The sequence below is a fragment of the Pseudomonas sp. L13 genome (assembly GCF_009935965.1).
Lineage (GTDB): Bacteria > Pseudomonadota > Gammaproteobacteria > Pseudomonadales > Pseudomonadaceae > Aquipseudomonas > Aquipseudomonas lactis.
This window is the reverse complement of sequence record NZ_QODJ01000004.1, coordinates 167,789-192,119: the sequence shown is the minus strand read 5'-3', so window position 1 is coordinate 192,119 and position 24,331 is coordinate 167,789. Positions and strand designations below refer to the sequence as shown.

Sequence of the window (24,331 nt, the reverse complement as noted above, 5' to 3'; positions counted from 1 at the left end):
GATATCAGCTCCCTTCGCCAGTCGTGGCGCTGAAGTCGCTGACCAACTCGACATTAGTGGCCGGGCTGGCCTTGACCTTTGCTCCCGCGCGCAAGCGTTGCACCCCTTCGGTGACCACTTGCTCTCCAGGTTCGATTCCCTTGCCGACCAACCAGGCATTACCCACGGTGCGCAGGGTTTGCAGCTCACGCAGTTCGACGGTTTCATCCGGTTTGATCACCCAAGCCGTGGCGACCCCCCGGCTGTCGCGAATAATGCCTTGCTGTGGCACCAGCTTGGCCGCCTCGCGCACGCCTTCCTTAAGCTGTGCATGGACGAACATGCCGGGCAGCAACTTACCGTTCGGGTTAGGAAACACCGCACGCAGGGTCACGGAGCCTGTGCCGGGGTCAACGCTGACCTCAGAGAACTTCAACGCACCCGGCAACGGGTATGCACTGCCATCATCCAGAGTCAGGGTGACGTGTGCCTGCCCCACGCCCGTGCTCTGCAAGCTACCGGACTCCAGCGCACGCTCCAGCGCCAACATGCGGGTAATGGGTTGGGTCACATCGACATAGATAGGGTCGAGCTGGTTGACCGTCGCCAGTTCCGTGCCCTGGCCATTGGTCACCAGTGCGCCTTCAGTAATGTTGGAGCGCCCGATCCGACCGCTTATCGGTGACAACACCTTGGTGTACTGAACGTTGATGCTGGCTACCTGAACATCCGCCAGGGCCTGCTTCCACGCGGCTTGCGCGTCGTCATGCTGCTGACGGCTGATCGCGTGGGTTTCCAAAAGGCTCGCGTAGCGTTTGGCCAGGTTGTGCGCAGTGTCCAGGTTGGCCTGCGCCCGGGCCAAGGTGGCCTGATAGGTCGCCGGATCAATCTGGTAGAGCTGCTGCCCTTCCTTGACCTGAGCGCCTTCTTCAAACAGCCGCTTTTGCAGGATGCCACTGACTTGCGGGCGTACCTGTGCAACGCGATAAGCCGAGGTTCGCCCAGGCAGGTCAGTGGTCATGACCAAGGACTCGGCCTTGACCGTATAAACCCCAACCTCCACTGGAGCACTGGCGGTCGAAACCTGTTCGGATTGATTACAGCCCACCAGTAACGCGGTGGTGAGCGGAAGGATATGTACAGCACGCGACGGCCATCTGAGCTTCACCAGAAGCACTCCCCAAGATCATGAAAAAAAGTTAAGTGAACCACGATAAGGTACAGTGTATCACTATACGATTCACCAAAATCAATCCGTACGGTTCAAAAACCCTTGGCGAGCGCTCAAACACCACGTAATCACGTGCGCCAATTGGGTGATCGTCAGGACCAGAGGGCGCTATCGGGTAAGATGGGCGCCCGGCAAAAAGGCGAGCGAATACGACATGAGCGACGAGACACTCAAGCAGGATCAGAAAAACGGTGGCATTCAGGTTATTGCGCGGGCGGCCGCCATCATGCGCGCGCTGGGAAACAACCCGAAGGGTTTGAGCCATGCGGCGATTGCTCAAGCCGTCGACCTGCCTCGCTCAACGGTGCAACGGATCATCACCGCCCTGGAAGAAGAACGCCTGGTTGAATCCATCGGACCGCAGGGTGGCTTTCGGTTGGGGACGGCGCTGGGCTTGCTGATCAACCAGACCCAGACAGACATCATTTCATCGGTTCAGCCCTTTCTGATCGAGCTTGGCCAGCTGTTGAACGAGTCGGTTACGTTGTCGTCCTTGATCGGTGACAAGGTGTATGTGATTGATCGCGTTGTGGCTGAGCGCGAGCTGCGCATTGTCTTTCCGATCGGCATCAACCCCCCATCGTTTGCAACGTCCAGCGGCAAGATACTCCTGGCCGAACTTTCACCACGGGACCTCGAAGCCATCCTGCCAAAACAGCTGCCGGCGCTGACAAACACCACCTTGAACAAAAAGGCCTTGTTGGTGCAACTGGAGCAGATCCGTGTCAGTGGCATTGCTGAGGAAACGGAAGAGTACATCGAAGGCATCTGCTCCTATGCCACCATCATCCGCACCTACCTGGGCAATTTCTCCATCACTGTCGTGGCGCCAGCCTCGCGGGCCAAGCTGCATGCCGAGCGCTTCCAGGCCGCGTTACTGGAGACAAAACACGCCGTAGAACGCGTGATCGGCCGCCAACAGAACTGAGCGACTGCAGCGGGCTCCCGACGACTGGCCGCCAACCTCAAACGCTGGAAAAGGCGTTTCGATAAGCAAGCGGGCTCGTGCCCAGCAAGCGCCGAAAATGTTCTCGCAACGACGTCGATGAGCCAAACCCGGTGCGCAGTGCCACCTGTTCCACGGACAAGTTCGTGGTTTCCAGGATGTATTGCGCCCTTCGCACCCGCGCTTGTAGTAGCCACTGCAGGGGCGTAACGCCCAGTTGTTCGCGGAAACGGCGGCTCAGCGTTCGGGTGCTGACCGACGCCCTGCCCGCCATCTGCTCAAGCGTTAAAGGCTGGTCCAAATGCTGCTCAACCCACGCTTGCAGGTGTTGCAGCACCCCAGTTGATTCGGGGGGCCGGTGAACAATGAACTGAGCCTGCCCCCCGGCCCGCTCCAACGGCATGACCGCATGGCGGGCCACATCAGCAGCCACCTGAGCGCCATGATCGCGCCGGATCATGTGCAGGCATAAATCCAGGCCGGCGGATGCACCGGCAGAGGTCAGCACCTGGCCGTTATCGATAAACAGAACGTTGGGGTCGACGGTGACATGTGGATATCGGCTGGCCAACACCAGCGCTGCGGACCAATGCGTGGTGACCCGCAACCCGTCCAGCAGCCCGCATTCCGCCAGGATGAAAGCTCCCGTACAGATCGATGCCACTCGGGTGCCCGCTTCGGCGGCGTCACTCAATGCATCCAGCAGTTTTTTTGGCACAGGTGCCGTGAAATCCAACGCACCGGGCACAATGATCGTGTCGACATTGGCCAGCTCGCTCAACCCCCACCTCACATGCACGTCAAAGTGCGCAGACTTGACCATCCTTGAGGAGCCACAGACCAACACCTCGTAGACCTGCTCGCCATTCTCGCGGCGAGCACGCCCGAACGTTTCAAGCGGTATTGTCAGGTCGAACGGCACCACGCCATCGAAAGCCAGCACAGCGATTTTATGCGCAGCAATGTGAGTTGACATGTGGGTGTCCGGTTTGGCTTGAATCCTTCGGTAATTGTCATTTTAGCCAATTGGCCCGACATCACAAGGTCGCCATACTCAACCGTCTGCCCTTCATAGATACCCATTCCGATGACTGACTTACCTGTCCGCTCCTCCGATTCGCTACGGCCATTGCGATATGCCGCCTGCGTAGAAGGCAGCAGCTTGCTTATTCTGCTGACAATCGCCGTGCCGCTTAAACATCTGTTCGACTACCCGGCGGCAGTACAGGTCGTCGGCCCATTGCATGGCTTGGCATTCTTGACTTACTGCTGGCTGGCGATCAGCGTCGCCACCAGCGAAAAGTGGAAAGCAACCAAACTACTGGGTGCCGTTGCTTTGGCCTTTATTCCGCTCGGTGGTTTTTTTGCGGCCCGGTTTCTATGGCGGCGCAATCATCATTCGCCCGCCCTGCCCAGACCTGAGCAGAGCAATGGCGCATGAGCTATTTGCTGATCAAGTCAGTGCATTTATGCGCCGTTTTGTTCTGGATAAGTGGGCTGTTCATGCTTGTACTATTGTTGCTCGCAGGGCGCGACCTGTCTGGCCCGATCTTGCCGCTTGAACTATCGCGGTTGCGCACGCTACGACGCTGGTGCCAGCACATTACCCTGCCCGCCATGCTGCTCACCTGGCTGAGCGGCCTGACCCTCGCGGCACAAGGTGGTTGGATGGGGGCGACCTGGCTATCGCTCAAACTGGTATGTGTACTGAGCTTGAGCGTATTGCACGCAGGGTTAAGCGGCTTCCTGCGACGGCGAATGGAACACCCGGCGGACGCACCACCTGCACGTTTGGTGCTGATAATGCCAGGCCTGATGATCGTAGCCGCAACTATCGTTTTCCTCGTCGTCAACAAGCCGCTTTAGATCACCGCGATAAAAGCCCTGGGAAATTTCCTACATAGAAAGACTCATCACCCACGTACTTTCGCGTTTCCTCCTTTGAGTTATCTCGCTAGCCGCTCGCACCGTTGTGATCACCTTCGCGAAGCGGCTTTTTTATCCCTCTAACCTCACTGTTGGAGATCATCGGAAGCCTTGTCAGTTTCACTGACGCGATAACCCCATCCCGGTATCACCAAGAGTCAAATCAACAGCCGGCGATGAGCAGGGGCACTCCCTACTCAACCTGAACCATTTCTCTCTTGGCGTTACAGCGTTCGCCCAGCCAGCGTTTTCTAAGCAGCCTTACCGGGGGACTTGCGGCTGGTATGGGTGAACTCCATCCATGGTGAGGCGCCGTCCCTCAACGCGCTGCAGCGAAATGCCGCTGGCTTTGCGTGATGCGAGCCGCCCGAGGACAGGAGACCGTGATGAACACGCCACTTCCCTGCTACCACTGCAGCCTGCCCGTGCCTGCCGGCAGCCTTTATACCGCTGCCATCCTGGGCACAACCCGAGAGTTCTGCTGCGCGAGTTGTCAGGCCGTGGCCCAAGCCATTGCTTCCAATAATCTGGAGGGTTACTACGGCCACCGCAGTGAAGCCTCGACCAACCCCGAAACGTTGCCAAAGCAGTTGCCGGATGAGCAAGTGTTATACGACCGGGTAGATGTACAGCAACACTTCGTCCAGCGTGAGGGTGAGCTGGCCACAACCCTCCTGATGATCGAAGGCATCAACTGCGCCGCCTGCGGCTGGCTGATCGAAAAACACCTGCGCGCTCTGCCGGCGGTAGCTGAAGCCCGACTGAACTTGTCCAACCATCGCCTGAACGTGCGCTGGGATGACCAGCAACTCCCCCTCAGCCAGGTGCTTAGCGAGATCAGAAAAATCGGCTACGCCGCGTACCCCTATCAGGCCGATCATGCATCCGAACAACTGGCCAGCGATAACCGCTTGGCCCTGCGTCAGTTGGGTGTTGCCGGGCTGCTATGGTTCCAGGCGATGATGGCGACCATGGCAACCTGGCCAGAATTCAATTTGGACTTGAGTCCCGAGTTGCACACTATTTTGCGCTGGGTCGCGTTGTTTCTCACCACACCAATTGTCTTCTACAGCTGCGCGCCATTCTTCAAAGGCGCCCTGCGTGACCTGCGCACCCGCCACCTGACCATGGACGTCTCGGTGTCCCTGGCGATAGGGATCGCTTATATCGCCGGGATCTGGACCGCGATTACCGGAGTCGGCGAGTTGTACTTCGATGCCGTGGGTATGTTTGCCTTGTTCTTGCTCGCCGGACGATACCTGGAACGCCGAGCCCGCGAGCGTACGGCGGCCGCCACCGCGCGCCTGGTGAATTTGCTGCCGGCCTCGTGCCTGCGCCTGGACGCCGACGGCCAGAGCCAACGCATCCTGCTCAGCGAACTGCGCCTGGGCGACAAGGTACTGGTGCATCCCGGCGCCATCCTGCCGGCGGACGGTAAGATCCTCGAAGGCCAGTCCAGCATCGACGAATCCCTGCTCACCGGCGAATACCTGCCGCAACCGCGCAACCCGGGCGACGCGGTTACCGCCGGCACCCTCAACGTCGATGGCACGCTGACCTTGGAAGTCCTGGCCCTGGGCCAGGACACTCGCCTGTCCGCGATCGTCCACCTGCTGGAGCGAGCCCAGACAGAAAAACCACGCCTGGCCGAAATCGCCGATCGCGCCGCCCAATGGTTCCTGCTGTTCTCGCTGATCGCTGCAGCCGCCATTGGCCTGCTCTGGTGGCAACTGGACGCCTCACGAGCATTCTGGATCATCCTGGCGATGCTCGTCGCCACCTGCCCCTGTGCACTGTCCCTGGCCACACCGACCGCATTGACCGCCGCCACCGGCACCTTGCACAAACTCGGCCTACTGCTGACTCGCGGCCATGTACTCGAAGGCTTGAATCAGATCGACACGGTGATTTTCGACAAGACGGGCACACTCACCGAGGGCCGCTTGACTTTGCGTGCGATTCACCCGCTGGGCGATCTCGACGGTCAGCAATGCCTGAGCCTGGCCGCCGCGCTGGAGAACCGCTCCGAACACCCGATAGCCCGCGCCTTCGGGCGCGCGCCGCTGGCCGCCGAACACGTGCTGAACATACCTGGGTTGGGTTTGGAAGGCCGGGTGGGCGAACACCACCTGCGCATCGGCCAGCCCGTCTTCGTCTGTGACCTAAGCGCCTGTGCCGTCCCGCAGATGCCGGATGACGCTGGTCAATGGCTGCTGCTGGGCGATAGCCAAGGGCCGCTGGCCTGGTTGGTCCTCGACGACCAGCTGCGCTGCGACGCCCCCGCGCTGCTTGCCGCCTGCAAGGCGCGTGGCTGGGCCACGCTGCTGCTGTCAGGCGACAGCTCGCCAATGGTTGCCAGCGTCGCCACCGAACTGGGTATTGACGAAGCGCACGCAGGCCTGAGCCCGAATGAAAAGCTGCAAGTGCTGCAACGATTGCATCGCCAAGGCCACAAAGTGCTGATGCTCGGAGACGGAGTCAACGATGTCCCGGTGCTGGCCGCTGCGGATATCAGCGTGGCCATGGGCTCGGCCACCGACCTGGCCAAGACCAACGCAGATGCGGTGCTGTTGTCCAACCGCCTGGATACGTTGGTACAAGCGTTCAGACTGGCACGGCGCACACGTCGGGTAATCATTGAGAACCTGCTGTGGGGTGCGCTGTATAACGGTCTCATGCTGCCGTTCGCTGCCGTGGGTTGGATTACGCCCATCTGGGCTGCTGTCGGCATGTCCCTCAGCTCGTTGACAGTGGTACTCAACGCCTTGCGTCTGACCCGGATGCCGCGCCAACGCGCCACCCCAAACCCATGAAAGGACAAGGAACACGCCTCCCTGCCCTTCATGGTGTGCGGAGTCTCACTCGGCCTGTAGCGCGCCAGCCACCGTCGAGATATCAGCAATCAGCGCCATGGCGGACAGCGCCGCTTGATGCACTTGCGGAGCTGCCGCCGCACAGGCATCGGCGGCCACCGTGATGGCATAGCCCAGGTCCGCAGCTTCACGCACGGTATTCTCGACCACCGAATGGGTGGCCACACCTGCAACGATCAGGTGCTGCACCCCCAACATACGTAGCGTCTGCTCGACGGCCGTGCCTTTGAACGCGCTGATACGTGTGTGCGTCATGACAAACTCACGCTCGCTCGGCTGTGGCGCAAGCGCTGCCATGAATTCCGCACCCCACTCTCCGTTGCGCACCGCGCCCAGTTCCACGGTCCTGCGGAATATCGGTGTATTGCTGGGGCAGTCCGCATAATCGGGACGAAAAGCAATACGTACATGCAGGATCGGCAGCTCTCTCTCGCGAGCGCCCGCAAGCAGTCGCCCGGCCGCCTCGATCACTTGACCGCGCATCGGGTCGTTCTCGGCCAGCCCCACGCGGATACGCCCCTTGGGATGCAGAACTTCGTTCTGGTAATGCAAGGCAAGCACGGCAGTACGAACAGTCATGAGCTTCATTCCTTATCAGGATCGTTGAGAGCAGAGAAACACCGGCGGGGATTTATCGAGCCCCGAGAGCCTGTGCGACATGAAGGCCGGACACTCCACCCACGCCAGGGCCGGGATGGGTAGAGGCACCGATATGCCAGAGGTGGGCGACGCACGTTGTATGATTTCGCGTGGCGCGTAACGGTCGCCACAACATCGATTGATCCAGCTCGCAAGCGCCTCCATACGGGTCGCCCCCTACCAGATTGACGTTGAGCCCCTCGAGGTCGGCGGGGGAAAGGACATGACGCGCCAGCACGCTCTCACGGATGCCGGGCAATTGCCTCGCGATCTGTTCCAACACGCGGTCGGCATAGGCTTCTTTCAGGCTCTCGGTCCAGCGCCCATCAGCGGGTACCGGTATCTGGCCTGCCGCATCGCCACGGACGATACGCGGGCAAGCGGGTAATTGAATCCACAGAGTCGCACGGCCAGCGGGCGCGCGTGACGGATCAAGGTTTGTCGGTTGGGCAATACAAATGGTGGGCTGCGCGGGCAATAATCCTCTGTCCGCTTCGTTGATGGCACGCGAAATGGAATCCGGCCCGTCGCACAGATGAATATAGGTAACCTCGTCGAGCTCTGCCACGGGCCATTTGAGGGGTGCCGAGAGCGCCAGATGAATTTGCATGTTGCCCTTGCCATAACGGTACGACTGGCTTTGCTCCAACACTTCCCTCGGCACATGACGCGGCTCAAGCAGTTGGCCATACAGCTGGGTAGGCGTCACGCTACAGACGATATCACCGGCCTCTATTACCCGACCGTCGGCCAATTCCACGCCGTATGCCCTCCCCTTGCGGACCAGCACGCGCTGAACGTGCGCCCCTTGCTGAAGATGACCTGCGGCCTTGCGGATCACTGCGACCAGCGCGTCGACCAGCGCCTTGCTGCCGCCGCGCACCACAGGCAACCCAACGTTCTCAAGCATCGATGAAATAACTTTGGTCATAAACGATGACATCGCACTGTCAGGTCCTAACCCGGCATGCAACGTCCAAGGCGCCAGCAGCGCGCGCAGTGCCTGGCTTTTCACCGTGCCTTCGAGCCAGTGCCTGCACGACATCATCGACTCACCCAGAAAGCTGCTCGTTGACTGCATACCACTCTTGAAAACATGCAACGACAGAGCACAGGCAGTGGATGCACGCCACAACTCATGACTCATTAAGGGGAAGACCAACTTCTCGTGGCGCTGCACCGCCTCCATGGCTCTCGCGAAGGCGGCTCCGTCCCCAACAGCCAAGCGTTCGAACCGCGTGAGATTTTCAATGCGCGAATTCGATAGCAGTGTGTAGGATCCATCCGGCAGGAGCACCCCCGTGGGCGTCGCACTGGTGCAAAACTCCAACCCTTGCGCCCGCAGCGCCTCACCCAGCGCGACATAGGCAGGCCCGGAAACAAACAGTGGAAACGCCATGGCCAACGTGTCATGCAAGAACCCTGGCAGCGTAAGCTCATCGCTGCGGATACATCCGCCGAAGACCGCCTCGCGCTCCAGTACGAGTACAGCGCGTCCCGCCCTGGCGAGCATGGCTGCGCACACCAATGAGTTGATGCCACTGCCGACGATAATCACGTCGTACTGCTGGGATTGTTTTATTTTCATGGCTTCAGCATGCGGTGTCATTGCGTGTGCGCACTATCCATTTCCCGCACCCGGCTATCCAATTTAGGCAAATTTCCGTTTGGGGCGGTGAGCGTATTTTGTCATTGGACATCGCGCCGAAAAAGTTCGTACTATCCGATGAGCCAAGAGACGCGATTTGATTTTTCTCGTTTCCTAAGCGTCGATACCGCCAGATTAGTTCGATAGAAAATTTATAAAAAAACGAAACATCTTCTCTTACTGCCGTGAGAGTCACTGATGAATAGCACTTTCCAGACACTCGATTTATCCCGCATGTACAGCAACCTGGTCTTTCAGTCGCGCAGTGCCGCAGACTTTCAGGCACACCTGCGCCAAGCCCTCAACAATCATGTAATGAGCTGGGGCCCCGGCGAGGTGGACTCGGCGCTATACAGCATTGATACACGACATCTGAAGCTGATGATTCTTCGCTATGGACCTGCTGTCGAAATCCGGCCTGATCCATTCGATGGATTCATTCTGGTTCAAGTGCCGTTGCGGGGGCGCTCCGTCATCAAAAGTGACGGTGAGATTACCTCCATCGGCCCTGGCCAGGTCGCCGTCCTCGCGCCGCGACATGAAATCAGTTTTCGTTGGAGCGAAAATTGCGAGCAGCTTATTCTACGGGTGCCGTCCGCCTTCGCCAGGGAAGCTGCATCGCGGCTTTACACACCGCTGACGGCCCTGGATGAAAGCAAGGATCTGGCGCCCGTCGTGCTTCTGGAAAGTACCGTCGCGGCACAATGGTGCAGCCTTGTTCAGTCGCTGGTCGACCAGATAGGGCCTGGGCATGGCGAGGGTTTCGGTCAGTGCCACCCTGCCTGGCTTGAGTACCTTGAGATAGGCTTGGCTCTACTCCTTTTAACCCAGACGCACAGACAGCCCGACACGTTTGTCTGCAGTGCGTTACTGACGCAGTCAACGAAGCGCTCCCCCCTCGAGGCTGTCCGCCAGTACAGCCTGACGCATCTGTGGGCGCCCATTTCGCTGGAAGATTTGGCCCGCGCGGCTGGCATCAGTTCGCGATCGCTGCATACCCTCTGTAAAAGGGAATTTGGTGTAGGCCCCATGGCCTGGTTACGCGACATCCGCCTGGATGAAGCTCGTCGGCAAATCCAGGCCCACTCGCAGAACAGCATTACCGATATCGCGCTGGCGGTAGGTTTCGGGCACCTGGGTCGGTTTTCGTCGTACTACAAGGATAGGTTCGGCGAACTACCAAGTGCCACGTCGGCATTGCATAAGTACGCACTGCCTTAGGTTCTGTACATCAGCAGAACCTTCTCAGCCCGCAACGACTGCGATGGCCTCGATTTCGAACACCATACCGTCGAGCGCCAGACGCGGCACCGGGATTAGGGTGCAAGCAGGTTTTGTCCATGCCCCCCAGACCTGATCCAGCGCGCTCCCGAAAATGCCCAAACGTTCATGGCTGTGATCAACGATCAGCACCGTCAGCTTGGCTACCTGGTTGATCTGCACGCCCGCTGAAGCCAGCGCAGTTTGCAGGTTATCCAACGCTTGCCGCACTTGCGTAGTGAAATCGACGGCCAGCTCACCGTTGACGTCCTCCCCACCCTGGCCGGAGATAAATACCAACCGCGCTCCCGCAGCAATTTGCGCCACATGGGAATAACCGTTATCGCTCGGATCGTACAATCCCGACGGGTTGGTCAATGTCAATGCAGCGGCCTGAGTGGCATCCAATGGCCTCTGCTGGCCAACCTGAGTAGATAGGTCTTGTTCGTCGTCGCTCATGGTGATCTCTCTATATTCCTGGGGTGCTGGAGTCAACTGGCGTAGAGCAACTGGTTGTCTTTACGACATATTTTGTTCGTCGCAGCAATAATCCCATCCTTGATTGGCGCGAGATGGGGCAGCAGCATCGAAAGTATTTTGTCGTCAGCCGTATCCGGCGTACCCGTGGTAAAAGGGGGTTCGGGATCGTACTCGAGAAACAGCGTCGTGGCCTTGGCGACATCTTCGTCAATCAGTTTCGCCATAACCTTCAAGCCGAAATCGATACCAGAGGTAATTCCGCCACCTGTGATCCGGTTACCGTCAATGACGACACGCTCTTTGATCACTATGGCACCGAGCATGCCGAGCTCTTCACGTGCAGACCAATGGGTCGTTGCCTTATAGCCTGTCATGAGTCCGGCGGCGGCCAGGATCAATGACCCTGTGCAGACCGATGTGATGTAGCGGCTTGTGCAGCTTTTATCCCTGAGGAAAGACAGTATCTGGGCGTCTTGCATCATCTGACCTGTGCCCGGCCCGCCGGGTACAAACAGGATATCGAGATCGCTGGGGCAGCCAGCGAGCGTGCAATTGGGATTGATAGACAGGTTGGTATCGGTGTGTACGGGCTCCAGTGTTTTCCAGACGAGGTAGATGTCGGAAAACTTGCTAAATACCGTCTCCGGTCCGAGTAAATCCAGCAACGTCATCTCGGGGTAGCAGAGCATTGCGATCTTTAATCTGGCATTCATAAATAACGCTCCTTCATTTAGAAAGGGCCCTGTGACTGACCAACGCCTGGACAAGGGCAACTTATTTGGCGGCCGTCTTATTGAGTTTGCGAAGCAATAGGAATACCCCCATGAAGGCGCTGATCAAGCCACTGATAAGTCCGGTAATACCATGACCTATGGCGTTATCAAGTGAGACAAGAGGCAGAGGTAAATTCTGATTGACCAAAAAAGAGATGACGGCTGAAATGATCCCGCCGATCAGACCTGCACTAAGCGATTCTTTCAATGTGACATTCATGGCAATGTTCCCCTTGTGATTTTCAAGACGGTAAGCGTGCGCACGATGCTCCGGCTGGATCTCGCGCCGGTGAGAGGCACCGGCCTTTCAGAGCAACTTTTGACGGGGCATGGCAAACCAGGCATGTGGCGAACGCCCCTGGTCCGGTCCCAGGCAACTGAAGCCACCGTCGACAGGTATGTCGGCTCCGGTAATCCAGGACGCCGCGCCAGAACAGGCAAAGGCGACCACTGCGCCGACTTCTTCGCCCCTGCCGACTCGGCCGAGCGGGTGAAGCGTTGCGCCGACCTGGTCGGCCCGTTCAATAGACCCTGCGCTGTGTTCGGCCAGGGAGGGCGACCATGTCCAGGCGGGGGAAACACTCAGACAACGTATGCCTCTGGGGGCAAGCGTGACGGCTATGTTTTTCGTAATCTGCAACAAGCCGGCCTTGGAGGCTGGGTAGACGGCGCGGCCCGAAGCACCGAACTTCCCCCCCGTACTGCCGATATTGACGATGACGGAGCCCGACGCCATGACGACAGCAGCCCGCTGGGCAAAAATTGCCGCGGACACCAGATTCACTCCCAGCGTGCGGTGCCAGTCTTCCCTCGATGAATCAAGCCCCTGGTCGACATAGATGCCTGCGCAGTTGACCAGTACATCTACCGCACCGAAACGCTCAAGCGTGCGTGCGATACAGGTATCGATCTGTTCGTCGATCTGCACGTCGGTTGCAACGAACAGGCATGATTTACCTAACAACCTGAGCACGTCGTCGCTCAGGCGAATGTCGGCCAGCACAACCTTCGCGCCCTGCCCAAGCAGTATTCTGGCGATATCCAGGCCCACCCCCTGAGCAGCCCCGGTGACGATCGCCACCTTGCCCGCCAGAGGGCCTTTAGCGGTGGCGCCACCAGCGCTCACGGGAACACCTCGATGTTGGTGAAAACGCTGTCGCAATTGACCAGGTCGACCCGCTTGAGTGCAATCTTGAAGCCTTCGGGCGACTCAACCAGCTTGTGTACCACGCGACCGGATAGATACCTCAAGTCGAGCCGGTATTCGCTGACATGCAGGCGGGAACTCACGATCATCCGCCCTTCGGCATCATGTCCCAGCACGCAAACATTGCTCACCATGCGACTGGTTCTTGTCGGCGGCTGTTGCGACCAATTGCGCGCGTTCAGCAGGCGCCGTACACGGGTCTCACGCAGCATCGCATTCTCCCAAAAGATGGAAATGTGCTCGAAGGGATTCTCCTGGCCCGGCGAGCGCGGCACCCAGTAATGACCATGCTCGGCCCAGAGCGCCAGCCATCCGTCGAACGCCCGCTCATCGAGCAACGACGCCTCGCGAAACAGAAACTGCTCCACCTGGAAGGTCAGCTGTGCGTCCGGCGACATGGGGTGTAGGGGGTCGATAGAGATATCAAGAAAGCCATCATTCAACACAGTGCACCTCCAACCGCTGTTGTTCTGTGTGTGGCGCCAACGGCTCACTCTCCATGTACTGCAGCCAGGCAACGAACTGGTTGCGCATCGGCAGCTCACTGGTGCCATTGATCGAGACGGCGCCATCTGGCAGGACCACATCCGTCCCTGCATAACGATGCTGGCTGATCCAATCACCGCCCGCCGTCGTGTTACCAACCTGGCAGCGGCGATACACCTCGACATCGTCAGGCATTACGTTCGAGGACGGTGAATTCACCACATTGGCATAGGTGAGTGCCCGGTCGAACACTTCCGGTGGTGCGCCCACGCAACGGAAAACCTGGATCTCGACCAGTGTCCTGTCCACCGACACCGGGCGTATGACGCGAAATTGCTGGAACACATTGTGGGGTGAGCCGCTGCCATAAATGATCGTGTTATGCCGGCTCATCCCCAGGATTTCACGCGCCCGTACTTCTCCATAGGCATCGCTCAAGCAAGCGAAATGCCGACGGGAAACTTCATCACGTGTAGCCGCGGCGGGATCGAAAATGCCCTCCATGTAGCCATGACCATAGTGGTAGGCGCGCAGCTCGAGTTTTTCCCAAAAGCTGTACGGCTCGCCGTTACCATCCTGAATCAACAACTCGAACGGCATCTCGCCGATTTCCTCGGCCTGCTCGCGCGCGGCGATCACTGACGACTCGTGAGTCACCGGACCATGCATCGTGTCATGCAGGTTTTCGTAGAACATCTTCCAGTTCGACAACTGCATGACACGGAACACACCTCCCGCCACCTCGACCTTGCCGACAGGCGAACGGTCGCAAAGGTTGTCGATCGAGCTTGCCGCGCCCCCCAGGAACTCGACCAGGCCTGGGCCGCCCAGGCTCTGTTTGGCAAAGACGAAGCCCCGGTAGCTGTCGACCTGTGCCACCGGGACCATGGAAACCTCTGGGCTGGTCGGGTCGAAGGTTGTGCCCTCGAAGCCCGCGCGCATGGGGGTGGTCAGCAATGAGCCGTCCAGCTTGAACGTCCAGGCGTGATAAGAACACCGGAAGAACTTGCCGGCACACCCATCACCTTCGGCCACCAGGTTCGCCCCGCGATGTGGGCAGCGGTTATAGAGCACGCTGACCTTCTGGTCATTGACCCGCACCATGATGACTTTCTGGTCGCCCAGCTGGGTGGTGTGGTAATCGCCGGTCTTGGGCACCTGGCTTTCATGACCCACATAAATCCAGACCTGTCCGTAGACTCTCTGCATTTCCAGGGAAAAGATCTCGGGGTCGGTATAGACGCGCTTGTGAACGCCATCTGGACGTACAAGCTGCCTCAATTCATCCGTGCTGATCATGGAGAGAACCTCTTGTTATTGGCTGATCGAAAGACCGCTTGATACACACTGCGAGCTGAGATTTTGCCGCCTCCCATGACGATCAAATAGCCAGCAATCGCAAGGCACTATCCGTATTTCGCGTAGCACCTTGAGCCGATTTGGCCAGTGCCAGAAACGGATAGAGACGTCATGCCAGATTGCGGTTTGCGGATATTCGTCCCGCTTGTCGCTACCTAGACTTTGATCAACCTTGCCCTGCGCAAACGAGCGCGGCCACTCGACACAGGTTCGATCATGCAGGCGATAAAAAACCAACAAACGTTGCGTGTACGAGTTTCCGAAGCAAGCCATCCGGCAAGCGGGGTCCGAATGCTTCGTCTTCAGTCTGAGACTGGCCAGCCGTTGCCGACCTTCACGCCTGGCGCGCATATCGGTGTGTCGGTACACCTGAACGGCCGCCAGGATTGGCGCCAATACTCATTGATCGAACTGGCATACGGGGCAGGTTCGACTGCCGCGCCGCAGTCCTACCTCATCGCTATCCGTCTTGACGAGCGAGGCCGTGGCGGTTCGCGGTTCATGCATGAGGCCCTGAGTGTGGGCGACATCATCGACATCACCGCACCGCGCAATGACTTTCCCCTGCGTGATACCGGCAAGCGCGTATTCCTGGTCGCAGGCGGGATCGGTGTAACGCCTCTGGCAACCATGGCTGCGGCCTGTCGGTTCCACGGGCGCGAGGTCAAAATGGTCTATGCCGGGCGCGACCGTGCTGGCATGGCGCTGATCGACGAGCTGCACACATTGCTGGGCGAGCGGCTGACCGTGCACACCGATAAAGAAGTCGGCGCACCAATTGATATCCAGGCCTTGTTCGATCAGTTCGACGGTGACGACGACATCCATATATGCGGGCCAACGCCGCTGCTCGACGCCATTCTGGCCGAGGCTCAACGGCGCAACTGGGCCCGCGCCAAACTCAACTTCGAACTCTTTGCCGCGCCTGCGGCGGCAACGGCTGACAGCGCCTTCGATGTCGTCCTGGCCTGCGGCAACCGTACGCTCCATGTCCCCGCGGACAAGAGCATTCTCGATGTCCTGGTCGAGGCAGGCTGTGACCCGCTGTTCGATTGCAAACGCGGGGAATGTGGCGTCTGCGCAACGACTGTCATCGAGGGCGAAATCGACCATCGCGATTACGTGCTTACCGAGCGCGAACGGGCGACCAGCAAGGTCATGTACCCCTGTGTTTCGCGCAGCAAGTCTGCGGTTCTGGTGCTCGATGTATAGGTGGGCGCACGACCGTACAGCCCCATTCACTGATGTTTTAAACGCTGCATGCGGAGCCAACAAAAATGACCCAGTCACCATTCCCCGTTAACCACCTCGCCGAAATACTCCTTCAGACCGCCGCCCTACCCTGGCGTGAAAAATCACTCAAAGGCGTGCACGAAAAAATGCTGTTTCGCGATGAACAGACAGGGGCTTCCATCGCCCTGATCAAGTTCGACAAAGGCACAGGCATCCCGCAGCCACATATGCATGCCTCCAACCAGTCAATGTTTTGTCTATCGGGCAAGTATGAATACACCTCAACCGGCGTCACGCTGGTGACGGGTTCCTTCTATTGCAACCCCAAGGGCAACGTGCATGGCCCCACCTATGCGCATGAAGAAACCATCGTCGTCGAGATTTACGACGGCCCGCACTACCCGCAAAAACCAGACTGGTACACAGACGAACGCGATGCCCATTGACCACATCGCACGGCGTATGAGCGCACGTACTTTAAGCCTGCATAAGAAGAACAAAGGACAACCATGACTGGACAAACCCTACCGGCCGAAACCCTCGCCCGCCTGATCGAGACCATCTTCCAGTCTCTGGGTGTTGACCGGGCCGACGCCGCTTGCACGGCCCAATCGCTGGTCAACGCTGACTTGGAAGGCATTCCCTCCCACGGGGCCGCCCTTGTACCGATGTACGTACAACGCATCAAAGCCGGCAGCATCAGCGTCGATGGACAGCCTTCCATCGTAGAGGATCATGGAGCAATGGTCATCATGACGGCGGCTAACACCCTCGGCCAATTGTCCGCGCAAACGGCTGTCGAACTCGCCATCGAACGTGCGCGGCTATACGGTATTTCAATCGTGGCCGTGCGTGACGCCTGCCACTTCGGCACCGCTGCCTATTGGTCGAAAAAATTCGCCCAGGCGGGCCTGGTCGGGTTCTCGTTCTCCAACACTCGCCCCTTGATGCCCGCACCGGGTGGCGCCCAGGCACTGGTGGGCAACAACCCCATGGCCATTGCCTTCCCGAGCGCCACGGGCGAAGCGCTGGTGGTGGACATGGCCATGAGCGCCACCGCCATGGGCAAGATCCGCATCGCCCAGGCCCAGGGCAAGAGCATTCCCGAAGGCTGGGCCACCGATGCCGAAGGCAGGGCTACCACCAACGCCAGCGAAGCCATCAACGGCATGCTGTTACCCGCCGCCGGCCCCAAGGGCTTTGGCCTGGCCGTGGCGGTCGATCTGCTTTGCGGCGCGCTCTCGGGTGGCGGGGTCGGCGCCGCTGTCCGCCCGCTGTATGGCGACCCGAGTGAGCCCTACAACTGCTCCCATGCCTTTATCGCCATCGACGCCAGCCGCATCGCGGGCGGTGACGGTATCGGCCCTCAAGTCGCTGAATTTGCCCAGTCGATCCGCGACTCGCGCCGAGCATCAGGCACCGAAACGATCTATGCGCCCGGCGACCTGGAACGCGCCAACCGCCAACGAATAGCGGGCCATTGCGTGCTGCATCCCTCGTTGGTCGATGAACTCAACGCACTGGCCCAGGCTGCCAACAGTGACCTGCGCCTTTAACGCTTTTATACGCCACTTGCGAGCATAGCCATGAAAACCCAAATCACCTCTGAAAAACTGGCCAAACCCAACGGTCACTTCTCCCAGGCCACGATGAGTAAGGCCAGCGGCCAATTGTTATTCATCTCCGGTATGACGGCGCGTGCCGCCGACGGCAGTATCACTGGGGTCGGCAATATCGAACTGCAAACCCGTCAGGTCTGCGAAAACCTCAAGGCCGCCTGTGAGGCCGCCGGTGGCTCGCTTGAAGACATCTGCCGCGTGGACGTTTATGTGCGCAACATCGAGCACTTTGATGTGATTCACCGTGTGCGCCGTGAGTTTTTTGTCGCGCCGGTGCCCGCATCCACCATGGTCGAGGTGGCCAAGATGGTCAGCCCCGAGTACCTGATCGAGATCAGCGCTATCGCTGTTCTGCCTGAATAAAAGGATACAACCGTGAAGCTTGGAACCATTCAAATAGACGGCAGAGTGCGCGTGGCGTGCCTGCTGAATGCGCACGGCGGCACCCTGGTCCCTGCGTATTACGGTGACCTCGTCGACATCATCGCCGGGGGCCAGACCATCCTGGAAATGGTGCGTGCCTCAACCCAGGCGGTGGGGGCCGAACCATTCATGCTGACCGACATCAAGGTGTTGGCACCGATCCAGCGCTTTGGACGCGACGTGCTGTGCACGGGCTGGAACTATTGGGACCATTTTTATGAAAGTGAAGGCAAACGCGAAGGCCAGGACGTGCCCAAACCGGATGCTCCGACCTTCTTCACCAAAGCTCCCACGGTCACTATTGGCCCCAGTGACGACGTCGCGCTGGATGCCAGGCTTTCGCAAAAGTGGGATTACGAAGCCGAGATCGTCGTAGTGATTGGCAAGACCGGACGCAGTATCCCCAAGGAACGTGCATTGGAACATATCTTTGGCTACTGCCTGGCCAATGACATCTCGCAACGCGACCTGCAACGCCGCCATGGCGGGCAATGGTTCAGGGGCAAGAGCCTGGACGCCACCATGCCCCTGGGCCCCTGGATAACCCTGCGCGACGATATCGCGATCAACGACGTGGGCATCGAGTTCGAGCTCAACGGCACGCTCATGCAGAAAGCCAAGGTCAGCGACATGGCCTTTGCCATTGAAGAATTGATTGCCGAACTGTCCCTGGGGTTGACCCTATACGCCGGTGACATCCTGTTGACAGGCACGCCCAGCGGTATCGGCAACGCCCGAACACCACCGGTTTTTCTGCAACCCGGTGATCGGATCGTCACCCGTGCCGACGGCCTGGGTGAGTTGCGCAACACCGTGCGCGCAACGGACCTCTCGACCTACACCGGCTGATGGAGCAAAGCATGCAAAGACTACGGGTTGAATACCTGGCGGGCTATGGTTTGGAGGTTCCCGACCTTGAGGTGGCCGATGCCTTCTACTCGGCATTTGGGCTTGAGTCGCAGCGGCTGGGTGAAACCCGACAACTGCGCTCCAGCCACAATGGCCCCGCCGATATCGTGCTGCTCAAAGGCGCGCGCAAGAAGCTCCACCACCTTTCGTTCGCCATTCGCGATATCGACACCGTGCGCTTCGCCGAGCACCTCCAAGCCTCGGACATGCCAATCACGACACCGCCGTTTGGTGCGATCCGTGCAGGGTTGTGGTTCCAGGACCACTGGGGCACCTGGATCAACCTGGTTCCCGTGCAAACCAAGGCGCCCGTGCACGAACTGCCGCCCTTGATCCTTGAACCACGGGTTGACCGGCACTACTGGCAAGAGCTTGAGCGGGAAACCAAGCCTAATCGCCTAGGCCATATGCTCATGTTCACCCATGACTATGACCGGGTCGAAGCGTTTTTCCTGGACGTGTTGGGGATGCGCGTCGCTGACCGGGTTCCGGGAAAAGTGACCTTTCTTTCGGCCGGTACCGGCATTCGTGATCATCACTGCTTCGGGCTGATCCCCAGCACCCATCGCGGCTTTCAGCACAGTAGTTTCAATGTGGACTCCGTGGACGCCATCGGCTTCGGCGCCCTGCAGATGCAAAAGGCCGGATACAAAGAAGGCTTTGGCCTGGGCCGTCATGCCCTGGCTTCCAACCTGTTCTATTACATCCGCGACCCATGGGGCAGTTGGGTGGAGTACTACAGCGACATGGACAAGATCAGCGAGTCTTGGGAAGCACGCGACTGGAACGGCCTTCCGTACATCTGGCCCGAGTGGGCGCCCGAGTTCTGGAGCAAGGAAATGAACGCCAACCTGGAAGCCGGAGATTGAGATGATAGAACTCGACGTTCACACACACCTCGCCCCCATCAACGCGCAAGCGCTTGCGGCCATCCCGGATGTGACCTGGGACCCGACCAACGAAGCCTTGACCCTCGATGGCCACCGGATCGGCATACGCGACCTGTTTCATGCCGAGCGGTTGATAGCGCGCATGGACACTCATCAAATACGCCGGGCGCTCGTGTCGATTCCACCACCCCTGTATCGCCAGCACCTGCCTGCGGACCAGGCGCTCGTCTGGACGCGCTATTTGAATGCCGAGTTGCTGAAAATTACCGAGCGCAGTGACGGCCGGTTGGGCGCGCTTTACTACCTGCCCCTTGAACACCCGAACCTGCTCAATACATTGTGCGAAGGCTATGAAACAGCTGGCTTCGAGGGTATTGCCCTGGCAGCCGGCGGGCACGCCGGGATCGTTTACTCGCGCAAAGAGTATGACGTGCTCTGGCAGTGGCTCGATGACTGCAAGGCGTTCGTCTTTGTGCATCCAGGCTGTTGCCAGGACCCACGACTCACGGCCTTTTACCTTGAGAACCTGGTAGGCAATCCAATGGAAACCGGTGTCGCCGCCGCACATCTCGTGATGGCCGGCATACCCGAACGCTACCCGGATATACGTTTTTGCCTCGCCCATGCTGGCGGCACCTTTCCCTCGCTGGTCGGACGCATGGAGCGAGGCTTCGATACCCAGCGCCCCGGCGTCGATACCGCACTCGAACGGCCCCTGCAAAGCGCCCGGCGTTTCTATGTCGACAATATCGCCCACCATCCAGGCCTGCTGACACTTGCGGGCCAAGTCTTTGGGCACCAACACGTGGTGTACGGCTCGGACTGGCCGTTCCCGATGGGACTGGCCGACACCTGAGCGGTGCACTGCAAGTGTGTTTCGTATCCCGATTCTAAAACCGTGAAAGTGAGTAATGTCTGATGAAACCTACAAAAAAAGTAATGAATGGCCATGCTCAAGTAAAAGTCGCCATCGTGCAGACTGCGCCGGTCTTCCTGGATCGTGATCGCACTATCGACAAGGCGTGCCTGAAGATTGCCGAAGCTGCCAGCCAGGGCGCCCAGATCATTGTATTCAGCGAAGCCTGGATCGCCGGTTACCCCTATTGGGGTGAAGGCTGGGAGTCACGCCTGGAGAACTGGGCGGACGTACGTGCCAAGTTCTTCGACAACGCCTTGATCATCAATGATGAGGAATGTGCCCAACTGTGCGCCGCCGCCGCACGCGCCAATGCGGTGGTCGTGATCGGCTGCAACGAAATGGACGCTCATCCGGCGATACACACCACCTACAACAGCCTGCTGTACATCGATAACCACGGCCAGATACTCGGACGGCATCGCAAGATCATGCCGACCTTCGCCGAGCGCACCATCTGGGGCCGTGGCGATGGCAGTGACCTGCTCTGCCTCGAGACGGACTACGGCCGCATCAGTGGCCTGATCTGCGGGGAAAACCTGATGACACTGGCCCGTGCCCATCTAATCGCCCAAGGCGAAGACTTTCACGTGTCGGTGTTTCCGGGCGCATTCACGCTGCACACCGGGCCCAAGCTCGAAGAGTTCGATGCAGAGGCACGCAGTTTCTGGGGTTACGCCAGTTGCAGCAACCATGCTTCGGAATCAGGCGCGTTTGTACTGGGCTCTTGCGGCTACATCACACAGAGCGACTTTCCTGAGGACTTCGCGCTGCGCGACAGCCTGAACATCGACTATGCCCAGGGTGGCAGCGCCATCTATGCACCGGTGGGCGTTCCTGTGACACCGCCAACGCCCGGCGACACCATTGTCTACGCCGTTTGCGAGGCGCGTTTCATCAAGGTGGCCAAGGCTGTGATCGATACCGTCGGCCACTATTCGCGCTCGGACATCTTCACCTTGAATGTGCATCCACGCCTCAGCCCCGGTTCAAATCTGTGGTCGAAGCGGGCGCTCGAGTCCATTTCACCCGGAGAGCTGAACCGTATTGCGGACCGGCATGAGGTGACTGTCTCGGCTATCGAAGAGGCGGTCATTGCAGACGCTTGACGTTATTTTTCAAGCGCTTCGCCGCTTCAAGCGCCCACTCAGGCCCGCGCTTAGATGAAGGAAAATAAAAATGCAAAAACCGTCTTCTCCTCAACTGCCCGTCGCCATCATCGGCGCCGGGCCGATTGGCCTCACCACAGCCCTTGGCCTGGCGTACTACGGTATTCCCTGCGTCATCTACGAAGATGACGCGACTTTATCGTCGGACACCAAGGCAGGCACCCTGCTGACCCGAACACTCGAGGTTTTCCGACGCTACGGTGTTGCCGACGATGTGTTGCGCCAAGCCCTGCGAGTCGATGAAATCGGTGAAATCGACAAACGCACCCAGACGTCGACATTCCCGGTGCTGCTCGATGCGCTGTCCCTGGAAACCCGTTATCCGTTCGTGATCAATTTGCCACAACAGGACCTTGAACCGATTCTGGGCGCGGCGCTCGGCCACAGCGGCCTGATCCAGATCAAGATGCAGCATAAGCTGCTCGACTTCGAGCAGGACCAGGACAGCGTTCACCTGCGCATCCAGACGCCAGCCGGCATCATCGAAGAGCAGGCTGCGTTTGTCCTGGCGTGCGATGGCGGACGCAGCACGGTTCGTGAGCAAATGGGCATTGTCGTGGAGGGCACCTCGCTGGCGGTCAAATACGCACTGATCGACCTGGTGGTCGATCTCGATGTAGAGAACCCACGGGATTATCCTTACCTGGCTTATTTTGCCGACCCTGAGGAATGGATGATCCTGGTGCGCCACCCGCACTGCTGGCGGTTTCTGTACCCGCTGGCCGAAGGTGTAGAAGAACCGACCGAGGACGAGCTGCGCGACAAGTCATTGTCGTTCATCGGCCAGGTAAGCAACGTCAAAGTGCTGAACCGGGTGACGTATCGCGTGCACCATCGTGTCGCTACGCGCTGGCGGAATGGACGCGTGTTCCTGATGGGGGACGCGGCCCATCTGATTACGCCCATGTGGGCCTTGGGGCTTAATACAGGCGCTCTGGATGCCTCCAACCTGCCGTGGCGGCTGGCGTGGTTCCTGAAGGGCTGGGCGAGCGAACAGATCCTGGACGGTTATGAGCGCGAACAGCGCCCCCTGGCTATCCATGGCTCGGGGGAGATGGCAGAAGCGGCCCGCTACTCGATGTCCATGCGCGGCGATGCCAGCGTGGCCATGTCGGATAACAATTGGAGCAATGCCTACACCCGCTCGATGTTGGGCGTAAAGCTGGATGTGGAGGGGACCAATGAATGGTCGATGGTAACCCGCTCCACCCGCCCTGCCGTAGGCCCCGGCGACCGACTGCCGGACTATCTGGTGCATACCCCCGACGGTAAGCAAGTGCGAATTCATGACCTGTGTTCCGGTCGGTTCACTGCGTTGTACTTCAGCGACGTGCGGCGCCGTCCTGTCGTTCCGGAAAACGGCTCGGCAGTGCTGCAGCATTTTGCCGTGTCCCGCTATGACGCGCCCCACGACTCCGGGCTGCGCAACCGCAGCCTGCTCGACCCGGGAAACGCCTTTCTGGAAAGGCTCGGCATTTCATCCGACACCCTGGTGCTGGTGCGTCCCGATGAGCATATCGCTGCCATCGTTGCGCTCGATAATGCGCAAGGCCTGCACCTTGCCGCGTCGCTCTATACGTCGATCACGGGTATGTCACCTGACATCGCCACAGAAGGACAACAGGTATGAAGGTCAACTACGACTTCAGGGGCCATACCATCATCGTCGCGGGCGCCGCCTCCGGGATCGGACGAGCCACCGCTTTGGCCTGCCGTGATGCCGGGGCCACGGTGGAGGCCGTGGACATTGACGAAAAGGGCCTGCAACTGTTACATGCCGATGGGTTGTCGGTGCACGTACTGGATATCGCAAATGCCCAGGCTGTACAAACGACGGTGGAGGCTATCGTTGCACGCACCGGGCGTCTGGACGGGGTGGTGCTGACCAGCGCGATCCAGACCCGGACCACCATCGAGGCGCTGTCGGATGCCGAGTGGCAACGCCATCTGGACGTCAATCTTTCCGGCATCTTCTATTTCCTGCGTGCGGTGTTTCCGGTGATGAAACAACAACAGTCCGGCTCCATCATCGCCTTTACCTCCGGCCTGGCCAGCAACGGCTGGCCAGGAGCGAGTGCTTACGCAACGACCAAAGCGGGCATTATCGGCCTGGTCAAAAGCGCCGCGCATGAACTGCGCGAGCATGGTGTGCGCATCAATGCAGTGTCACCGGGCCTGGTTGCCACACCGGTATTTCTGAACTCTGCCAGTGAGGAAGAACTGGCCATGTATGAGCGCTCGCTGGGTATTTCCTCGCCGGAGGAAGTCGTGCCCACCCTGATGCACCTGCTCTCGGAGGCGGCGTTAACGATATCGGGCAATGTGATTGAGCGGCGTTTGATTCCTCGATCACACTAGGGGACCG

General features: G+C 59.2%; 25 protein-coding genes. 15 read left to right on the top strand and 10 right to left on the bottom strand.

What is annotated here, in order from left to right; genetic code table 11:
• Positions 1-4 precede the first annotated feature (4 nt).
• Positions 5-1,147 (bottom strand): efflux RND transporter periplasmic adaptor subunit, encoded by a 1,143-nt coding sequence (locus DK871_RS04700; protein ID WP_375139728.1) that lies wholly within the window; start codon positions 1,145-1,147, stop codon positions 5-7.
• 217 nt (positions 1,148-1,364) lie between these two features.
• Here DK871_RS04700 and DK871_RS04695 point away from each other — a divergent pair, with 217 nt between their 5' ends.
• Positions 1,365-2,138, top strand: a complete 774-nt coding sequence (locus DK871_RS04695; RefSeq protein WP_161904164.1) for an IclR family transcriptional regulator — start codon at positions 1,365-1,367, stop codon at positions 2,136-2,138.
• A 37-nt stretch (positions 2,139-2,175) separates the two neighbouring features.
• Here DK871_RS04695 and DK871_RS04690 read toward each other — a convergent pair whose 3' ends face one another.
• Positions 2,176-3,132: a GlxA family transcriptional regulator gene (locus DK871_RS04690; RefSeq protein WP_161904150.1), complete on the bottom strand. Its 957-nt coding sequence runs from the start codon at positions 3,130-3,132 to the stop codon at positions 2,176-2,178.
• Positions 3,133-3,243: 111 nt separating this feature from the next.
• Here DK871_RS04690 and DK871_RS04685 point away from each other — a divergent pair, with 111 nt between their 5' ends.
• From DK871_RS04685 to DK871_RS04675, 3 genes are all read left to right on the top strand, one after another.
• Entirely contained in the window at positions 3,244-3,597 is a 354-nt protein-coding gene (locus tag DK871_RS04685; protein ID WP_256677372.1) for a DUF3817 domain-containing protein, read from the top strand.
• Positions 3,594-4,022: a CopD family protein gene (locus DK871_RS04680; RefSeq protein ID WP_161904148.1), complete on the top strand. Its 429-nt coding sequence runs from the start codon at positions 3,594-3,596 to the stop codon at positions 4,020-4,022. The genes DK871_RS04685 and DK871_RS04680 overlap by 4 nt, the downstream gene beginning before the upstream one ends.
• A gap of 446 nt (positions 4,023-4,468) precedes the next feature.
• Positions 4,469-6,895 (top strand): heavy metal translocating P-type ATPase, encoded by a 2,427-nt coding sequence (locus DK871_RS04675; RefSeq protein ID WP_161904147.1) that lies wholly within the window; start codon positions 4,469-4,471, stop codon positions 6,893-6,895.
• Positions 6,896-6,940: 45 nt separating this feature from the next.
• Here the strand turns inward: DK871_RS04675 and DK871_RS04670 are convergent, their stop codons facing one another.
• Entirely contained in the window at positions 6,941-7,534 is a 594-nt protein-coding gene (locus DK871_RS04670) for a cysteine hydrolase family protein (RefSeq protein WP_161904146.1), read from the bottom strand.
• 52 nt (positions 7,535-7,586) lie between these two features.
• Positions 7,587-9,182 carry an NAD(P)/FAD-dependent oxidoreductase gene (locus DK871_RS04665; RefSeq protein WP_161904145.1) on the bottom strand — a complete coding sequence of 532 codons (1,596 nt, stop codon included), beginning with the start codon at positions 9,180-9,182 and terminating at the stop codon, positions 7,587-7,589.
• Between the two features lie 258 nt (positions 9,183-9,440).
• Here DK871_RS04665 and DK871_RS04660 point away from each other — a divergent pair, with 258 nt between their 5' ends.
• Complete coding sequence (locus tag DK871_RS04660) at positions 9,441-10,463, top strand: AraC family transcriptional regulator (RefSeq protein WP_161904144.1); 1,023 nt, start codon at positions 9,441-9,443, stop codon at positions 10,461-10,463.
• Between the two features lie 24 nt (positions 10,464-10,487).
• On the opposite strand, the gene DK871_RS04655 is transcribed toward DK871_RS04660, so the two are convergent.
• From DK871_RS04655 to DK871_RS04630, 6 genes are all read right to left on the bottom strand, one after another.
• Positions 10,488-10,961, bottom strand: a complete 474-nt coding sequence (locus DK871_RS04655; protein WP_161904143.1) for a RidA family protein — start codon at positions 10,959-10,961, stop codon at positions 10,488-10,490.
• Between the two features lie 32 nt (positions 10,962-10,993).
• Positions 10,994-11,695 (bottom strand): DJ-1/PfpI family protein, encoded by a 702-nt coding sequence (locus DK871_RS04650; protein ID WP_161904142.1) that lies wholly within the window; start codon positions 11,693-11,695, stop codon positions 10,994-10,996.
• A gap of 61 nt (positions 11,696-11,756) precedes the next feature.
• Positions 11,757-11,975 carry a hypothetical protein gene (locus DK871_RS04645; protein ID WP_161904141.1) on the bottom strand — a complete coding sequence of 73 codons (219 nt, stop codon included), beginning with the start codon at positions 11,973-11,975 and terminating at the stop codon, positions 11,757-11,759.
• An 87-nt stretch (positions 11,976-12,062) separates the two neighbouring features.
• On the bottom strand, positions 12,063-12,881 hold the full coding sequence (locus DK871_RS04640; RefSeq protein WP_178116023.1) for an SDR family oxidoreductase: 819 nt from the start codon (positions 12,879-12,881) through the stop codon (positions 12,063-12,065).
• On the bottom strand, positions 12,878-13,408 hold the full coding sequence (locus DK871_RS04635) for an aromatic-ring-hydroxylating dioxygenase subunit beta (protein WP_375139727.1): 531 nt from the start codon (positions 13,406-13,408) through the stop codon (positions 12,878-12,880). Before DK871_RS04635 ends, DK871_RS04640 begins: the two co-directional genes overlap by 4 nt.
• Complete coding sequence (locus tag DK871_RS04630; RefSeq protein ID WP_161904140.1) at positions 13,398-14,747, bottom strand: aromatic ring-hydroxylating dioxygenase subunit alpha; 1,350 nt, start codon at positions 14,745-14,747, stop codon at positions 13,398-13,400. Before DK871_RS04630 ends, DK871_RS04635 begins: the two co-directional genes overlap by 11 nt.
• 276 nt (positions 14,748-15,023) lie before the next feature.
• On the opposite strand from DK871_RS04630, the gene DK871_RS04625 reads away from it, so the two are divergent.
• From DK871_RS04625 to DK871_RS04580, 10 genes are all read left to right on the top strand, one after another.
• Positions 15,024-16,019, top strand: coding sequence for a PDR/VanB family oxidoreductase (locus tag DK871_RS04625; protein ID WP_161904139.1), 996 nt, complete (start codon positions 15,024-15,026; stop codon positions 16,017-16,019).
• Between the two features lie 65 nt (positions 16,020-16,084).
• Entirely contained in the window at positions 16,085-16,486 is a 402-nt protein-coding gene (locus DK871_RS04620; protein ID WP_161904138.1) for a cupin domain-containing protein, read from the top strand.
• Between the two features lie 63 nt (positions 16,487-16,549).
• Complete coding sequence (locus DK871_RS04615) at positions 16,550-17,596, top strand: Ldh family oxidoreductase (protein WP_161904137.1); 1,047 nt, start codon at positions 16,550-16,552, stop codon at positions 17,594-17,596.
• A 30-nt stretch (positions 17,597-17,626) separates the two neighbouring features.
• Positions 17,627-18,022 carry a RidA family protein gene (locus DK871_RS04610; RefSeq protein WP_122301318.1) on the top strand — a complete coding sequence of 132 codons (396 nt, stop codon included), beginning with the start codon at positions 17,627-17,629 and terminating at the stop codon, positions 18,020-18,022.
• 12 nt (positions 18,023-18,034) lie between these two features.
• Positions 18,035-18,931: a fumarylacetoacetate hydrolase family protein gene (locus tag DK871_RS04605; RefSeq protein ID WP_218581310.1), complete on the top strand. Its 897-nt coding sequence runs from the start codon at positions 18,035-18,037 to the stop codon at positions 18,929-18,931.
• Between the two features lie 11 nt (positions 18,932-18,942).
• A complete protein-coding gene (locus DK871_RS04600) occupies positions 18,943-19,860 on the top strand; it encodes a VOC family protein (RefSeq protein WP_161904136.1) in 918 nt (305 codons plus the stop codon).
• A gap of 1 nt (position 19,861) precedes the next feature.
• On the top strand, positions 19,862-20,737 hold the full coding sequence (locus DK871_RS04595) for an amidohydrolase family protein (protein ID WP_161904135.1): 876 nt from the start codon (positions 19,862-19,864) through the stop codon (positions 20,735-20,737).
• 62 nt (positions 20,738-20,799) lie between these two features.
• Positions 20,800-21,906, top strand: coding sequence for a carbon-nitrogen hydrolase family protein (locus DK871_RS04590; RefSeq protein ID WP_161904134.1), 1,107 nt, complete (start codon positions 20,800-20,802; stop codon positions 21,904-21,906).
• Between the two features lie 70 nt (positions 21,907-21,976).
• Positions 21,977-23,596, top strand: a complete 1,620-nt coding sequence (locus DK871_RS04585; protein ID WP_161904133.1) for an FAD-dependent monooxygenase — start codon at positions 21,977-21,979, stop codon at positions 23,594-23,596.
• Entirely contained in the window at positions 23,593-24,324 is a 732-nt protein-coding gene (locus DK871_RS04580) for an SDR family NAD(P)-dependent oxidoreductase (RefSeq protein WP_161904132.1), read from the top strand. The genes DK871_RS04585 and DK871_RS04580 overlap by 4 nt, the downstream gene beginning before the upstream one ends.
• Positions 24,325-24,331: the final 7 nt, after the last annotated feature.

Bases quoted from the DNA above. Each gene is read 5' to 3' on its own strand.
- DK871_RS04695 (WP_161904164.1), top strand. From the start codon at position 1,365: ATGAGCGACGAGACACTCAAGCAGGATCAGAAAAACGGTGGCATTCAG.
- DK871_RS04690 (WP_161904150.1), bottom strand. From the start codon at position 3,132: ATGTCAACTCACATTGCTGCGCATAAAATCGCTGTGCTGGCTTTCGAT.
- DK871_RS04685 (WP_256677372.1), top strand. From the start codon at position 3,244: ATGACTGACTTACCTGTCCGCTCCTCCGATTCGCTACGGCCATTGCGA.
- DK871_RS04680 (WP_161904148.1), top strand. From the start codon at position 3,594: ATGAGCTATTTGCTGATCAAGTCAGTGCATTTATGCGCCGTTTTGTTC.
- DK871_RS04675 (WP_161904147.1), top strand. From the start codon at position 4,469: ATGAACACGCCACTTCCCTGCTACCACTGCAGCCTGCCCGTGCCTGCC.
- DK871_RS04670 (WP_161904146.1), bottom strand. From the start codon at position 7,534: ATGACTGTTCGTACTGCCGTGCTTGCCTTGCATTACCAGAACGAAGTT.
- DK871_RS04665 (WP_161904145.1), bottom strand. From the start codon at position 9,182: ATGAAAATAAAACAATCCCAGCAGTACGACGTGATTATCGTCGGCAGT.
- DK871_RS04660 (WP_161904144.1), top strand. From the start codon at position 9,441: ATGAATAGCACTTTCCAGACACTCGATTTATCCCGCATGTACAGCAAC.
- DK871_RS04655 (WP_161904143.1), bottom strand. From the start codon at position 10,961: ATGAGCGACGACGAACAAGACCTATCTACTCAGGTTGGCCAGCAGAGG.
- DK871_RS04650 (WP_161904142.1), bottom strand. From the start codon at position 11,695: ATGAATGCCAGATTAAAGATCGCAATGCTCTGCTACCCCGAGATGACG.
- DK871_RS04645 (WP_161904141.1), bottom strand. From the start codon at position 11,975: ATGAATGTCACATTGAAAGAATCGCTTAGTGCAGGTCTGATCGGCGGG.
- DK871_RS04630 (WP_161904140.1), bottom strand. From the start codon at position 14,747: ATGATCAGCACGGATGAATTGAGGCAGCTTGTACGTCCAGATGGCGTT.
- DK871_RS04625 (WP_161904139.1), top strand. From the start codon at position 15,024: ATGCAGGCGATAAAAAACCAACAAACGTTGCGTGTACGAGTTTCCGAA.
- DK871_RS04620 (WP_161904138.1), top strand. From the start codon at position 16,085: ATGACCCAGTCACCATTCCCCGTTAACCACCTCGCCGAAATACTCCTT.
- DK871_RS04615 (WP_161904137.1), top strand. From the start codon at position 16,550: ATGACTGGACAAACCCTACCGGCCGAAACCCTCGCCCGCCTGATCGAG.
- DK871_RS04610 (WP_122301318.1), top strand. From the start codon at position 17,627: ATGAAAACCCAAATCACCTCTGAAAAACTGGCCAAACCCAACGGTCAC.
- DK871_RS04600 (WP_161904136.1), top strand. From the start codon at position 18,943: ATGCAAAGACTACGGGTTGAATACCTGGCGGGCTATGGTTTGGAGGTT.
- DK871_RS04595 (WP_161904135.1), top strand. From the start codon at position 19,862: ATGATAGAACTCGACGTTCACACACACCTCGCCCCCATCAACGCGCAA.
- DK871_RS04590 (WP_161904134.1), top strand. From the start codon at position 20,800: ATGAAACCTACAAAAAAAGTAATGAATGGCCATGCTCAAGTAAAAGTC.
- DK871_RS04585 (WP_161904133.1), top strand. From the start codon at position 21,977: ATGCAAAAACCGTCTTCTCCTCAACTGCCCGTCGCCATCATCGGCGCC.
- DK871_RS04580 (WP_161904132.1), top strand. From the start codon at position 23,593: ATGAAGGTCAACTACGACTTCAGGGGCCATACCATCATCGTCGCGGGC.